Below are 13,839 nucleotides of genomic sequence, written 5' to 3'. Positions count from 1 at the left end.
GCCGTTTGCAGAATGGGCCAACCTCGTAAAGCTGGTGTTTTTTGCGGCTTTGCCTTTCATCCATTCCTGAGGAGACGACGCCATGAGCGATTCGGTGGTAGATAAGATACAACGCCATCCCAAATACTTAGAGTTGCAATCCAAGCGCAACGGCATAGGTGTAACCCTGACCATTTTGATGATGATTGTCTATTACGGCTTCATCGCCTTGGTGGCCTTCAACAAGCCTTTCTTGGCCCAGCCTATTGGTGCGGGTGTGACCTCGATTGGTATTCCTATTGGCATGGGCGTGATTATTTTCACCATTGCCATCACTGGCTACTATGTCAACCGCGCCAATGGCGAGTTTGACCGCCTGACCCAAGAAATCTTGAAGGACGCTGCCAAATGAAGTCTCGTGTGCAATTTGTCGGCGCGCTGCTGGCGCTCTTGGCTGCTGGTGGCGCATACGCCGCTGGCGGCGATGTGGGCCAAGCGGCCAAACAGGCCACCAACTGGACGGCCATCGCCATGTTTGCCGTGTTTGTTGCCGGCACGCTCTACATCACCAAATGGGCGGCAGCCAAGACCAAGTCTGCTGCTGACTTTTATACTGGCGGTGGTGGTATTACCGGCTTCCAAAACGGTTTGGCGATTGCGGGCGACTACATGTCGGCTGCTTCGTTCTTGGGTATTTCGGCTGCGGTGATGGCTTCGGGCTTTGACGGCCTGATTTACTCGCTGGGCTTCTTGGTGGGCTGGCCCATCATTACCTTCCTGATGGCCGAGCGCCTGCGTAACTTGGGCAAGTTCACCTTTGCCGACGTGGCCGGTTATCGCTTCCAACAAACCCCCATTCGTGCCTTTGCTGCTTCGGGCACGCTGGTGGTGGTGGCCTTCTACCTGATTGCCCAAATGGTGGGTGCAGGTCAGCTGATTAAGCTGCTGTTTGGTCTGGAATACTGGATGGCGGTGGTCATCGTGGGCGTGCTGATGATGGTGTACGTGCTGTTCGGCGGTATGACAGCCACCACTTGGGTGCAGATCATCAAGGCTGTGCTGCTGCTGTCGGGCGTGACCTTCATGGCCTTTATGGTGCTGGCCCAGTTTGGCTTCAGCCCCGAAGCGCTGTTTGCCAAGGGCGTGGAAGTGCGTGCTGGTATTGCTGCCAACTCTGGTAAAACGCCTGAAGAGGCTGCCAAGGCTGGTTTGGCTATCATGGGCCCCGGTGGCTTCATTAAAGACCCCATCTCTGCCATCTCTTTCGGTATGGCTCTGATGTTCGGTACTGCTGGTCTGCCCCACATCCTGATGCGCTTCTTTACTGTGCCTGATGCCAAAGAAGCCCGTAAATCCGTACTGTGGGCTACCACTTGGATTGGCTACTTCTACGTCTTGATTTTCATCATCGGTTTTGGTGCTATCACCTTGGTGCTGACCAACCCCGAGTACGCTGATACTGCCAAGGGCATCATCCACGGCGGTGCAGGTACGGCCAACATGGCTGCTGTGCTGGTGGCCAAGTCGGTCGGTGGCAACGTGTTCTACGGCTTCATCTCCGCTGTGGCCTTCGCGACTATTCTGGCGGTGGTGGCTGGCTTGACCTTGTCGGGCGCTTCTGCGGTATCGCACGACTTGTACGCTACCGTCATCAAAAAGGGCAATGCTGACAGCGCTTCTGAGCTGAAGGTTTCGCGTATGACTACCTTGGCTCTGGGTGTGATTGCCGTGGTGCTGGGTATTGCGTTCGAGAAGCAAAACATCGCCTTTATGGTGTCGCTGGCCTTCGCGATTGCTGCTTCGGCCAACTTCCCTGTGTTGTTCATGTCGGTGCTGTGGAAAGACTGCACTACCAAGGGCGCGGTGATTGGTGGCTTCTTGGGCCTGATTTCCTCTGTGGCCCTGACGGTGGTTTCGCCCTCGGTCTGGGAAGCTACGCTGGGCAATCCAGCTGGCTCGGCCCTGTTCCCCTATAGCTCGCCTGCGCTGTTCTCCATGACCATCGGCTTCTTCGGTGTCTGGTTCTTCTCGATCACTGACAAGAGCGCCAATGCTGCCCGCGAACGCTCTGAGTTTGCTGCTCAGAAGGTTCGTTCCGAAACTGGTTTGGGTGCTTCTGGCGCTTCGGGCCACTAAGTCGGTAGCGCATAGGCACCCTCCTATGGGATGTGGTGCCTGTGGTTGACAAAAACCGGGTCCGTGTGGCCCGGTTTTTTTTCGCCAGTCTGCCATAGCCGCTGGGGCCAGTGCTGGAACGGGGCTGGTGAAGGTTTAGTATGCTTGGTTCAAGGAGTTTGATTCAAAATGTTTGCGCCTCTTCCTGCCGTTTTGCGCTGTGCAGTTGCTGGGTTGGCTGTGGCCACCATCAGCGGCTATGCCGGAACCACGTCCACGGCTTTGACCTATGCGGGCACCTGGAAAGGCCAGATTGGCCCCCATGCGGTGATGGTTTGTTTATCGGCACAAGGGGCACAGTATTACCACTTAGCGCAGCGCCGGGGTTTGTGGCTAGAGGCCAGCAGCACCGACCGCAGCAGTGACGAGGCCCTGACCTTGGCATTGCACACCGGGCATTTCAACCTGACCGAACAGCTACGCGATGCCGGTAGCGTAGAACTGCGTCCACTGGCCCATTGGCAGTTGTTGCCCCACACCGAAGGTGGTTTGCAAGGCACTTGGCAAGCCTTGGATGGGGCCAAAAAATGGCCTATCCAATTGCAGCGTGTTTCTGCACCAGCGGCGGCCCCGCCAGAAGAGGCTCCTTGCGATGCCCATTTTTATGCCCCTATCCAAGCAGCCCACGCGGTGCAATCACGCCCTAGGCAACACCAAGGGCGCACCTACCAAGAATTGTTCACGCCGATTGCACGTTCTTTGGCCTTGCCCGGCAGCAGTGTGGGCATTGTGGCCTTCAATACCTATGCGCGCCAGTGGTTGGGCGAGCAAGCCGTGCAAGACTACGAATGCACGCGCATGGGCGGCAGCACTTGGGAGAGTGCGCTAGAACCGGTACTCTGGAATGATGCCATGTTGGTACTGCGCGATGTTACCCCTGAGCTGTATTGCGGTGGCGCACACAGTTTTTCTGCGGTGTCGTACCTGACTTGGAATTTGCAAACTGGCACTCCGGTGGCCGTATGGGATTGGTTGCAGGGTGGAGCCAAAGCGGCTGCGCCCCAGCATGGCCCATCGGGCGAGGCACTACGCACCCCTTTGCGTACCCTGCTAGAAAAGCACGACCCGCGCAACACCCCAGAGGACGATTGCGCCCAAGACGTTGAACACATGGAGCTGGCACAGCCCTATCCCACCCCGCAGGGCTTGGTGTTTGAAACCCTGCACAGCCATGCCATGCGGGCCTGCAATGACAGCATTAGCCTGAATTGGCGACAATTGCAGCCGCTGCTGACACCGGCAGGCAAAGCCGCGATGGCGCAGTGGCGCAAAAGTGGGCGCTAATTGGCGGCCAGTTGCCGCAATTTGATAAAAGCCAGTGCCGCCATGATGGCATCGTTGAGCGCATCATGGGCATCGCGCCGGGGCAGTTGCAGGTCGGTCATCAGGGTGTCAAAGCGCAAGTCAATATCGGCATTTTCTTGCTGCTGGTAGGGTGGCAGCTGCTGGAATTTGTAGTCGTAGTACATGGCCGAAACTTCTATTTGTGGCTGGGGCAAACCTGTACCCAACAGGGGCCGCACGGCGCGGTTCAGCATGGCGACATCAAACTCTAAAAAATAACCGACCAGCGGGCGGCTGCCCATAAAGTGCAGCAGTGTGTGCATCGCTTCTGCCAAGGGCAGGCCCTGGGCCACGTCTTGCTCGCGCAGGCGGTGGATGCGAACGCTCTCGGCAGATACGCCCTTGTCGGGGCGCACCAGCAGCTCTAGCCGTTGGCTGGCGAGGATGCGTTGTCCGGCAATACGCACCGCCCCAATCGAGATAATTTCATCACTGCGTACATTCAGGCCAGTGGTTTCGCAGTCCAAGGACACCCATTCATCCGGCGGGGCTGGTTCCCACAAAAAACGGTACTCTGGGTTATTGAGTTGGCGCAGTTGCCATTGGCGCTGCCATTGTTGCCACCAACGGCGTGGAGCGGGTGGTTGGCTCATAGGGCATCCAAATGAAAACGCTGGTGCAACAAAGCTTTAAAGCGCTTGACCACGGCCAAGGTGTCTTTGAGCAAATCGCGCTCTAAACTGCTCAGATGTTCGGGCGTGACATCACCACTGACAGCACGGCCCATGTCTAGCTCTGCCAGACCGGCTTTAAGGCGTAGGCCCATTAAAAAGAACAGGCTTTCGGTCAGTTCGGCCCCTTGGTTGGCGCTGAGGGCACCATCGGCCACCAAGGCTGTAATGCGTTCTGCCGTGCTGGTTTGCACTACCCGCCGTGCCAAGGCCAAACTACGCACACCATGCACGATGGGGAAGATGCCTTCTTTTTTGAGGTTGAGGCTGGGTGTGCCGTGGTTATTGCCCAGCAAGCGCGCCCACCAACTGGCCTGTTGGCCAAACGAGTCCACCACCGAGGCAAAACGGCCCAGCATCCCATCGTTATCGACTGCCAGCTCCATCAGGCGGGCGCGCACCTCGTCGAGCAAGCGGGCATCGCCAGCTACGGCATGGGCATCCATAAAAATGGCCAAGTGCATCGGGCTGTCGGCATCGGGCAACAACAACCACTGGCGCACTTTTTGCGCCCAAAGGCTCACGGAATCACGCCAAGCCGAATTGCTGACCATGATGTAGCCGGGGCACTCGGGGTAGCCAAAGCGAATCAGGGCTTGGGAGAAGCGTTGGCAAATGGCATCTAAATCTGCGGGGGGTGTGTAGCCATCGCGCAAAATCAGGCCGTTGTCTTGGTCGGTTTTGAGCAGTTGTTCACCCCGGCCTTCGCTGCCCATGACAAACAGGCAACTGTTGCGTACTAAATCGGGCGGGGCCAGCATCTGCCAAGCACGCTCAAAGAGGCGGGCATTGAGTTGCTGCACCAAGGTGGCCATCAGGCGGATACGGGTGCCCCCTCGGTAGAGTAAGGTGACCAAGCGGGTGATTTGGCTGGCGGCCTGCTCTAAGGCGGCCAAATCGGAGGCTTGCTCAATTTGTACCGTAATCAGGTGCGAGTGGTTGGCCAAGAAGCTGAACATGTCCAGCGCTTCTAGGATGCCGTGGATTTTTTGCTGTTCATCCACCACCACCAACCGATGCACCCGGCTACGCAATAGCAGGGCCATCGCATCGCCCAATTGGTCGCTGGGGCGCACGGTGACCACCGGGCTGCTGGCAAATTCGCCCACCGTGATTTGGTGCAGCGGGCGGCCATCCAACACGGCACGCTGTAAAGTGGTGTTGCTAAAAATGCCGAGTTGGCCGTCGGGCAGGCCCGTTACCAGCACGCTGTTGGTGCGCTGCTCTTGGAACAAGCGCACCACCGAGATGACATCGGTTTGCGCCGAGACGGCATGGGCTGGGCGCAGGTAGGTGGCATCGACGCGCGCCAAAGTCAGCGATTGCAGCTCGTGCTCATCGCCGCGCTGGGCCAAAGTGTTGAGTTTGTGCCCAATGTCTGAAAACAGCAAAGCGCCAAAAGTGGCATTGCGGGCAATCAGTTCATTCACGGCCTCGTGGGTGAGTTGGTAGGCCAACACCTCCTCGGCGGCCACAAAGCGGCTGCTGACACGCCCGGCCACCAAACCCCGGCCATCAAAGGTGTCGTCTGGGCCGTAGGTGGCCAGCACCTCTTCGCCCTCGGTTTGCGTGACATAGCCCTTGATGAGGATGAACAGGTGTGTAGGCACGGCCCCCACATCCAGCACCACCTTTCCGCTGGGAAAGTAGGCAATATCCACGTTTTTTCGTACCAGCCCCTGTTCTTCAGGGGTCAAGCAGTCAAAGGGTGAAGCGGCAAAGTTAAAGGCATTGGGCATAAAGCCCATTCAACCCGGCAGGGCTTGCAAAAGGCTTGCAGGGGCTATCAGGGTTTTCCTGTGGTGCCGGGCTGGCGCAGCAGCGCCAGCAGCGGCCATGCAAACACCGCTGCCAACGCCCCCAAGCCCAATGCTATCGCCAACAAATTGGCCCAATCTACCCAATAGCCCATATTGGACCAAGACGATTGTGTCAAGCTGGGTACGCTGAAAAACAGCAGCACCGCCACCGCTGCCCCTACCGCCACCGCCCTTGGCACTTGCCGCCAACCGATGCGCTGGCGCGCCATGACCAGCAGCAGCAACCATACCGCCCCGGCCAATGCCAGCACCGGCCAAATGCTCAGGGCAAGCTCATACACAATGTTCATCACCAGCCAAATTTCGTACATGGTTTGTCTCCTGTGCTGGGGGGTTACACACGGCCTTTGAGCACCGACAGATAGGCGGGCTTGAGCATCCGCACCTTCATGAGCCAAGCAAAGTAGCTTTCTTGCAGTGGCTCAATCATGGGCAACGAGGGCACTAAGCGCCCTTCGTAATCAAACTCGATCAGCATGGCTGAGCCTTCGCGCACAATCATCGGGCAAGAGGTGTAGCCATCAAACTTTTGGCTGGGGCTTTTGCCTGCCATCACTTCGACCAAATGCTGTGCCACGATGGGGGCACTTTTCTTCACGGTGGCGGCTGTTTTGCCGCGTGGCGTGCCATTGATATCGCCCAAACCAAACACGTTTTGGTAGCGCCGGTGTTGCAAGGTGTCTTTGTCCACTTCCAGCCAACCACCAGCCGCCATCGGGCCTTCTTTCCAAGACAAATCAGAGTTTTTGATGGCATCGGGCGCACGCATCGGCGGCACTAGGTGGATAAAGTCGTAGGACACCTCGGTGGCTGCACCCTCTGGGTTGACGAAGGTGGCCCGTCGTGCGCTTATGTCGATAGCTTTGAGCTTCTGCGTGAACTGTACGTTGACGCCCAGCGTCTGCCAGCGCTCTAACACGTTGTCATTGACAGTTTTGACACCAAAGACGTTGCCTAAAGCAGAATAGAACGTGACTTGAGATGAGCCGAGGGTGCCTGCTTGGGCCAGCCGGTCGCGCAGCATGAAGGTCATTTTGAGCGGCGCACCCGCACATTTGAGCGGTGTGCTGGGCAGCGTCATGACGGCCTGACCGCCCTTTTGGCGGAAGGCGTCCATCGCCGTCCAAGTGGCCGCTGCAGCTTCGGGGCTAGGATAGACACTGGTCAGGCCATTTTGCCCAATGGCGTGGGTGTCCATGCCTTCAATTTGGTGCCAGTCTTGGTGCGTCCCCACTGCCACCACCAGATAGTCATAACGCACGCGTTGGCCGCTGCTGGTGACCACGGTTTGTGCTGTGGGGTCAAACTCGGCCACCATCTCTTGGATCCAACGCACTCCAGCGGGCATGAAGTCGGCATTGCGATCCATCACTTTACTGACAGGCCACACCCCACTGGCAACCAAGGTGTAACCGGGCTGGTAGTTGTGTGCTTGTTTGGCATCAATGATGGTGATTTGGACACCATCGAGCATCTTCAACAAACGGTGCGCTATGGCCAAACCACCCAAGCCGCTGCCCGCAATCACGACATGGGCTTTGGTGCGCTGCTTGGCTTGTGCCGTGGTGTGGTGGCCCAGCCCCAAGGTCAGGGCTGCACCTGCACTGGCGGTGCCTACCAACCAGTGGCGCCGCGAGGGCATGGCCGCAGCCGCAGAAGGAGTAGTGATGCGGTGCATGTTTTGTCTCCTATCGGGGCGGCCATTCACCAACCCGCACCTGCACAAGGCCCCCCCATTTTTTTTAGTATGCAGGTCGCTTCAGATGCCAATAGCTACGCTCGGTTCTAGTATCCGCCTAGTGCCGCAAAATAGCCAGTGCCTGCAGCCCCCCAAGGCAGAGCGGAGGGCAGGGCAGCAAAATTACGTTGCGGCCGCGGCGCTGAATTCGTCAAACGCTGCCGAAGCCTTGGCCGCGTACATCAACGACGGGCCACCGCCCATATAGACGGCCATCGCCAGCACATCGGCCAGCTCGGCACGGGTAGCACCCAGCTTGACCAGCGCTTGCAAGTGAAAGCCCACGCATGGATCGCAACGCGCCGCCACCGACAAGGCCACGGCAATCAGCTCTTTGGTTTTTTTGTCCAGTGCGCCCTCGGCAGAAGCAGCTTTGCCCAGCGCATGAAAGGCTTGCAGGGTGTCGGGGATTTCGGTGCGCAGCTTGCCCAATTCGGCAGAAATATCACGGGTCAGGTCACGGTAAGAAGTGCTCATACTCATCAAGCTCCAGGGGTTGAAAAAACAGGGGGTGGGTGCAGGGCCTCTAGGCGATGGCGGTAGGCCACGTAATACAAGAGCGGAATCACCACCAGCGTCAGCACGGTCGAGACGGCAATGCCAAAAATCAGCGAAATGGCCAGCCCGTTAAAAATCGGGTCATCCAGAATGAAGAAGGCGCCCAGCATGGCTGCCAGCCCAGTCAGCACAATGGGCTGCGCGCGCGTGATGGCCGATTGCACGATCGCTTGTTCGAAGGGCACGCCGCTACGCACTTGCAGATTGATAAAGTCCACCAGCAAAATCGAGTTGCGTACGATGATGCCGGCCAGCGCAATCATGCCGATCATGCTGGTGGCCGTGTACTGTGCGCCCAACAGCGCGTGGCCGGGCATGACACCAATCATCGTCAGTGGAATCGGGGCCATGATGATGAGTGGTGTAAGGTACGAGCCAAACTGCGCCACCACCAACAGGTAAATCAAAATCAGGCCCACGGCATAGGCCGCGCCCATATCGCGGAAGGTTTCGTAGGTGATTTGCCATTCGCCATCCCACTTCAGGGCATAGCCGCGCCAAGCATCTTGCGGTTGCCGGATGAAGTATTCCGCCAGTGGGCCACCATCGGGCATGGGCAGCTTGGTGATGTTGGCACGCATGGCAAACATGCCATAGAGTGGGCTATCGACAGCACCGGCCATGTCGGCCACGACAAAGTTCACCGGCAGCAAATCCTTGTGATAGATCGGCTGCTCGCGTACGCTGTCGCTCAGCGTCACCAATTCACGAATCGGCACCAAAGCCCCCGAGGCACTGCGTACCATCAGTTGCAGCAGGGTGGCTAAATCGCCGTGCTGCTGCGCTGGCAATTGCAGCACCGCCGCAGCAGGGTATTTGCTTTGGTCGTGCAGGTAAGTCGCGGCTTCACCGGCCAAACCTGCGCGCAGCGTGGTGACGATAGCTTGTTGGGGGATGCCGAGCAAAGCGGCCTTGCGCCGATCGACCAACAACAGGGTACGCGGGGCGCTGGCAATGCTGCTATCGTCCACATCCACCACACCGGGAGTGTTTTCAAATACCGCCCGCACGGCCTTGGCGACTTGGCGGCGGCCTGCTTCTTCCGGGCCATAAATCTCCGCCACGATCGGCGCCAGCACGGGCGGGCCGGGTGGCACTTCTACCACTTTGACGTTGGCACCAAAGCGCTGGCCGATGGTTTGTAGCGCTGGGCGTACCCGTGTGGCAATGGCGTGGCTTTGTGCCTTGCGCTGGTGTTTATCCACCAAATTGACTTGGATGTCTCCCACCTCGCCACCGGCGCGCAGGTAATACTGGCGTACCAGTCCATTGAAGTTGATCGGCGCAGCGGTGCCGGCATAGGCTTGATAGTGCGTGACTTCGGGCACGCTGGACAAATAAGCCCCCAGCTCGTGCAGCACGGCGGCGGTTTGCTCTACCGGCGTACCAGCAGGCATATCTACCACCACTTGGAATTCGGATTTGTTATCAAACGGCAGCATTTTGAGCAGCACCAGCCCAGCCACTGGCAGCGCCAGCGACAGGGCAATCAAACCTGCCACACCCAAACCCAACAGAGTCCGGTTGCGCGCACCGCGTTGCTGATCGAGCAGCGGGGTAAAAATGTGCGTGAACAGCGGTGTGATTTTGCCCGCCATGCCATGCGGGTGCGTGGCATGGTGCGCTGCCTCGGCCACCGAAACCGGCTTCATCCACAGGCGCGCCAGCCACGGGGTAACGACAAAGGCAATCGCCAGTGAGAGCAACATGCCCATGCTGGCATTGATGGGAATCGGGCTCATGTACGGCCCCATCAAGCCCGAGACAAACGCCATAGGCAGCAGGGCGGCAATCACCGTCAGGGTCGCCAAAATGGTCGGGCCGCCCACCTCATCCACCGCACCGGGAATGATCTGCACCAGCGTTTTACCGGGGTAGAGTTGCTGGTGGCGGTGGATGTTTTCCACCACCACGATGGCATCGTCTACCAAAATGCCAATGGAGAAAATCAGCGCAAACAAGGACACCCGGTTCAGGGTAAAGCCCCAAGCCCAAGAGGCAAACAGTGTCACGGTGAGCGTTAGCACCACGGCGGTGCCGACAATCGCAGCCTCGCGTTTGCCCAGTGCAATAAATACCAATGCCACCACCGAGGCGGTGGCAAACAGCAGTTTCTGAATCAGCTTTTGCGCTTTGTCGTTGGCGGTAGCGCCATAGTTGCGCGTTTCAGCAATTTCCACATCCGCCGGAATCACGGTGTTCTTCAGCAGGGCCACGCGTTCTAGCACGGCATTGGCGACATCGATAGCGTTTTCGCCCGGTTTTTTCGTGATGCTGAGGGTGACAGCGGGGGATACCGTAGCGTCTTGCCCGGCTGTGCCGTGCCAAACATAGCGGCTGGGTGGCAACGGGCCATCGCGTACCTCGGCCACTTGGCGCAAAAACACCGGCTTGCCAGCGCGCACGCCCACTACCAGTTCGGCCACTTCGTCGGCATTGCGTAAGAAGGGGCCAGATTCAAGGCTGACGGCTTGGTTGCCACCGAGCAGCTCGCCCACCGGCAGACCCCAATTGGCCGATTGCAGGGCGCGGCGCAAGTCGTCCACTGTGATGCCACTGCCTGCCATGCGGGCGCTATCCAGCTCTACCAGTACCGCGCGACCGGGGCCGCCCACGGTGGTGATTTCGCGCGTGCCGGGCACACGCTTGAGGTCAGCTTCGATGCTGTGCGCCACGCGCTCTAAATCGAACGCACCCGTATCGGCACGTCGGCTGTGTAAGGTCAGGGTAACGATGGGCACATCGTCAATCCCCTTGGGTTTGATAATGGGCGATAAGACCCCCAAGCCTTGGGGCAACCAATCGGCATGCGAGTGGATGGTGTCGTACAGGCGTACCAATGCCTCGGTGCGTGGCACGCCCACTTTGAATTGCACCGTCAAAATCGCCAAACCGGGACGCGACAGCGACATCACATGCTCGGTACCGCTGATTTGTGACAGCACCTGTTCTGCTGGAATGGCCACCATTTGCTCCACATCGCGCACGCTGGCCCCCGGAAACGGCACCAGCACATTGGCCATCGTGACGTTGATTTGCGGCTCTTCTTCGCGCGGTGTCACCAACACCGCAAACACGCCCAACAAGAAGGCCAGCAAGGCCAGTAGTGGCGTGATATGGGCGCTTTGGAAAAAACCGGCAATGCGGCCCGAAATACCCAAAGCAGTTGGCTCGGTGGATTGACGCATGGTGGTGGCCTTAATGGCTAGCCACCGGTGTGGGGCGGGCCAAGGCCGGGTTGAGAAGCACTTGCTCGCCTGCGGCCAGACCGCTTAACACCTCGATATGCTCACCCGTGGTGCGACCTAAGCGCACTTGGCGCAAACGCGGCGGGCCGTCTGGGCTTTGCACATAAACGCCCGTCATTTCGGCCCGGCGCACCACCGCTTGCGCTGGCACTGATACGGTGGCTTGGCGTGCAGTGGTATCGGTGTGCTGGTTTGCCACTGGCAGCCACAGGCGTGCAAATTGCCCTGGCACCACGCCTGACAGACCCACAGGCAAGTTAGCCCGAATTTGTACGGTGTGTGTGGCGGCATCTGCTGTGGGCAATGCCTGCACGCGCAGCGGCTGCTGCCATTGCGCTGCACCCGGCAAACCGGGCAGTTCTACCTGCACAGTATCAACGGCCACCTCTGGCAGCAATGCCGATTGCGGCACCGCCGCAGTGACGCGCAATGCGCTGGGGTCATACAAAATGAGCAAGGGTTTGCCGGGCATGGCCATATCGCCCAGCACCACGGGCACTTCGGCCACTACGCCAGCATAGGGGGCGCGCACGGTATGCAGCCCTGTTTGGCTGCGTGCTGCTTCTGCTTGGGCCATTTGGGCATTGACTTGGGCTTGACTGGCCTTGAATTGGGCTTGGGCCTGTTCTAGGGCTGCTTGACTGATGTATTGTTGTTGGTGCAGTTGCTGCTGGCGCTGGTAGGCACGTGCAGCTACGTCCAGCGCTGCTTGGGCCGCCTGTACTTGGGCTTGTACGGCGGTGGCGGTTTGCTCTGCGGTGCGTGCATCCAAACGCAACAGCAGCTGCCCGGCTTGTACCCGGTCGCCCACTTTGACCGCCAACTCCACCACGGCGCCAGAGACTTGGGCTGCCAGCACCGTTTGGCGCAGCGCCTCTACCGTGCCATCAAAACTGCTACGCTGGGTGCTGTGGTTGGCTTGGGCGGGCACGGTGGCTGCCTCACTCGCCCATGCAGCAGGGGTGCCACCAGACAGCAGTGCCACCAAGGCCAGCGCAAGAGGACGAAAATAGAGCATAGAGACACCCACACCCAAAAAGCAAAGAAGAAATGCCAGCTATTATTTGCATAAGTAGTTAAATAGTCAAATAGTTGATAAAGAAGTTTTCATGAACCGTAATCTCTGGTTGTTGGCCTTGTGCCAAGGCTTGTTTCTGACCAACAATGTGGTCTTTATTGCCATCAATGGTTTGGTTGGGTTGCAATTGGCCCCCTATGGTTGGATGGCTACGCTGCCCGTGATGGGCTATGTGGTGGGCGGTGCGCTCTCGACGGGGTTAGTGGCACGCAGCCAGCGGCGTTGGGGGCGGCAGGTGTCATTCCAGATAGGCTTGGCCGTGGCCTTGGTATGCGCCCTGTGGTGTGCTTGGGCGGTTTATAGCGGTCAATTTTTTGGCCTGTGCTTGGGCACGATGGTGGCGGGCTATTACAGCGCCAACGGTCAGTTGTACCGTTTTGCTGCCGCCGAGTTGGCTGCACCCAGCTTTCGGGAAAAAGCCGTTTCTTTGGTGTTAGCGGGGGGCTTGATTGGGGCCGTGGCTGGCCCGTATTTGGCCAATCACAGCCGCGATGGCTTACAGGTGCCGTTTGTAGCCACCTATTTGGCACTGGTGGGTGTGGCCTTGCTGTCTATGGTTTGCATGGCCGCCATTCGGTTTGAGCGTATCAGCCCTGCTGCTGCCAGCAACACAGCACAAGCGGGGCGGCCATTGGCCGAACTGTTGCGCCAACCGGCGTTTATCGTGGCGATGTTGGCCTCAGCACTGGGCTATGGGGTCATGAACTTGCTTATGGCAGCCACTCCGCTGGCCATGCAGGTGTGCGGCTACGCCTTTGAAGAGGCAGCCTTTGTCTTGCAATGGCACGTGGTGGGCATGTTTGCCCCCGGCTTTTTTACCGGCCATTTGGTCAAGCGCTGGGGTGTGTTGCCTGTGATGGGGGCGGGGGTGTTGCTGAATTTGCTCTGCGTGCTGGTGGCCTTGTCTGGGCAAGAAGTGGCGCAATTTACCGTGGCTTTGTTCTTTTTGGGCGTGGGCTGGAATTTCTTGTTCACTGGTGGCACCACCCTGGCCTTGCAAGCCTATCGGCCAGAAGAAAAAGACCGCGCCCAAGCGGCCATCAATTTTGCGGTGTTTGCCACGATGGCCCTGACCTCGTTTGCCTCCGGCGCTTTAGTGACTACGCAAGGTTGGTGGTGGCTGAATGTGGGTTCTTTGTTGCCGCTGGCTCTGACGGGGGGCGCTGTGCTTTGGTTGGCCCTGCGCCAGCGCAACCTGCAGCAGTAGCCAAAAGCACTATATTGCACC

Annotated in this window: 11 protein-coding genes; 4 read left to right on the top strand and 7 right to left on the bottom strand. The window is 58.6% G+C overall.

Annotation, left to right across the window (positions count from 1 at the left end; all coding sequences use genetic code 11):
- Positions 1–82 precede the first annotated feature (82 nt).
- From PHX60_RS13910 to PHX60_RS13900, 3 genes are all read left to right on the top strand, one after another.
- Entirely contained in the window at positions 83–391 is a 309-nt protein-coding gene (locus tag PHX60_RS13910; RefSeq protein WP_300078864.1) for a DUF485 domain-containing protein, read from the top strand.
- Positions 388–2,115, top strand: coding sequence for a cation acetate symporter (locus PHX60_RS13905; RefSeq protein WP_300078862.1), 1,728 nt, complete (start codon positions 388–390; stop codon positions 2,113–2,115). The genes PHX60_RS13910 and PHX60_RS13905 overlap by 4 nt, the downstream gene beginning before the upstream one ends.
- Before the next feature lie 168 nt (positions 2,116–2,283).
- Positions 2,284–3,438, top strand: coding sequence for a hypothetical protein (locus PHX60_RS13900; RefSeq protein WP_300078847.1), 1,155 nt, complete (start codon positions 2,284–2,286; stop codon positions 3,436–3,438).
- Here PHX60_RS13900 and PHX60_RS13895 read toward each other — a convergent pair.
- The 7 genes from PHX60_RS13895 to PHX60_RS13865 all read right to left on the bottom strand — a co-directional run bounded on the left by PHX60_RS13895 (position 3,435) and on the right by PHX60_RS13865 (position 12,551).
- On the bottom strand, positions 3,435–4,091 hold the full coding sequence (locus PHX60_RS13895) for a 3'-5' exonuclease (RefSeq protein WP_300078845.1): 657 nt from the start codon (positions 4,089–4,091) through the stop codon (positions 3,435–3,437). The genes PHX60_RS13900 and PHX60_RS13895 overlap by 4 nt on opposite strands.
- Positions 4,088–5,908, bottom strand: coding sequence for a DUF294 nucleotidyltransferase-like domain-containing protein (locus PHX60_RS13890; RefSeq protein ID WP_300078843.1), 1,821 nt, complete (start codon positions 5,906–5,908; stop codon positions 4,088–4,090). Before PHX60_RS13890 ends, PHX60_RS13895 begins: the two co-directional genes overlap by 4 nt.
- Positions 5,909–5,955: 47 nt before the next feature.
- Positions 5,956–6,300, bottom strand: a complete 345-nt coding sequence (locus tag PHX60_RS13885) for a hypothetical protein (protein ID WP_300078841.1) — start codon at positions 6,298–6,300, stop codon at positions 5,956–5,958.
- A gap of 23 nt (positions 6,301–6,323) precedes the next feature.
- On the bottom strand, positions 6,324–7,667 hold the full coding sequence (locus PHX60_RS13880) for an FAD/NAD(P)-binding oxidoreductase (protein WP_300078839.1): 1,344 nt from the start codon (positions 7,665–7,667) through the stop codon (positions 6,324–6,326).
- 183 nt (positions 7,668–7,850) lie between these two features.
- On the bottom strand, positions 7,851–8,204 hold the full coding sequence (locus PHX60_RS13875) for a carboxymuconolactone decarboxylase family protein (protein ID WP_300078837.1): 354 nt from the start codon (positions 8,202–8,204) through the stop codon (positions 7,851–7,853).
- A gap of 5 nt (positions 8,205–8,209) precedes the next feature.
- The gene (locus PHX60_RS13870; protein ID WP_300078834.1) at positions 8,210–11,473 is read right to left on the bottom strand and encodes an efflux RND transporter permease subunit; all 3,264 of its coding nucleotides are present in this window, start codon (positions 11,471–11,473) and stop codon (positions 8,210–8,212) included.
- Positions 11,474–11,483: 10 nt separating this feature from the next.
- Entirely contained in the window at positions 11,484–12,551 is a 1,068-nt protein-coding gene (locus PHX60_RS13865) for an efflux RND transporter periplasmic adaptor subunit (protein ID WP_300078832.1), read from the bottom strand.
- A gap of 91 nt (positions 12,552–12,642) precedes the next feature.
- Between PHX60_RS13865 and PHX60_RS13860 the strand changes: the two genes are divergently transcribed.
- On the top strand, positions 12,643–13,818 hold the full coding sequence (locus PHX60_RS13860) for an MFS transporter (RefSeq protein ID WP_300078830.1): 1,176 nt from the start codon (positions 12,643–12,645) through the stop codon (positions 13,816–13,818).
- Positions 13,819–13,839 lie beyond the last annotated feature (21 nt).

The organism is Giesbergeria sp., from assembly GCF_028686475.1.
GTDB lineage: Bacteria > Pseudomonadota > Gammaproteobacteria > Burkholderiales > Burkholderiaceae_C > Simplicispira.
The sequence above is the reverse complement of the archived record's forward strand: the minus strand, read 5'-3'. Positions and strand labels throughout refer to the sequence as shown.

Coding starts and splice junctions, on each gene's coding strand:
- PHX60_RS13910 (WP_300078864.1), top strand. CDS start 83: ATGAGCGATTCGGTGGTAGATAAGATACAACGCCATCCCAAATACTTA.
- PHX60_RS13905 (WP_300078862.1), top strand. CDS start 388: ATGAAGTCTCGTGTGCAATTTGTCGGCGCGCTGCTGGCGCTCTTGGCT.
- PHX60_RS13900 (WP_300078847.1), top strand. CDS start 2,284: ATGTTTGCGCCTCTTCCTGCCGTTTTGCGCTGTGCAGTTGCTGGGTTG.
- PHX60_RS13895 (WP_300078845.1), bottom strand. CDS start 4,091: ATGAGCCAACCACCCGCTCCACGCCGTTGGTGGCAACAATGGCAGCGC.
- PHX60_RS13890 (WP_300078843.1), bottom strand. CDS start 5,908: ATGCCCAATGCCTTTAACTTTGCCGCTTCACCCTTTGACTGCTTGACC.
- PHX60_RS13885 (WP_300078841.1), bottom strand. CDS start 6,300: ATGTACGAAATTTGGCTGGTGATGAACATTGTGTATGAGCTTGCCCTG.
- PHX60_RS13880 (WP_300078839.1), bottom strand. CDS start 7,667: ATGCACCGCATCACTACTCCTTCTGCGGCTGCGGCCATGCCCTCGCGG.
- PHX60_RS13875 (WP_300078837.1), bottom strand. CDS start 8,204: ATGAGCACTTCTTACCGTGACCTGACCCGTGATATTTCTGCCGAATTG.
- PHX60_RS13870 (WP_300078834.1), bottom strand. CDS start 11,473: ATGCGTCAATCCACCGAGCCAACTGCTTTGGGTATTTCGGGCCGCATT.
- PHX60_RS13865 (WP_300078832.1), bottom strand. CDS start 12,551: ATGCTCTATTTTCGTCCTCTTGCGCTGGCCTTGGTGGCACTGCTGTCT.
- PHX60_RS13860 (WP_300078830.1), top strand. CDS start 12,643: ATGAACCGTAATCTCTGGTTGTTGGCCTTGTGCCAAGGCTTGTTTCTG.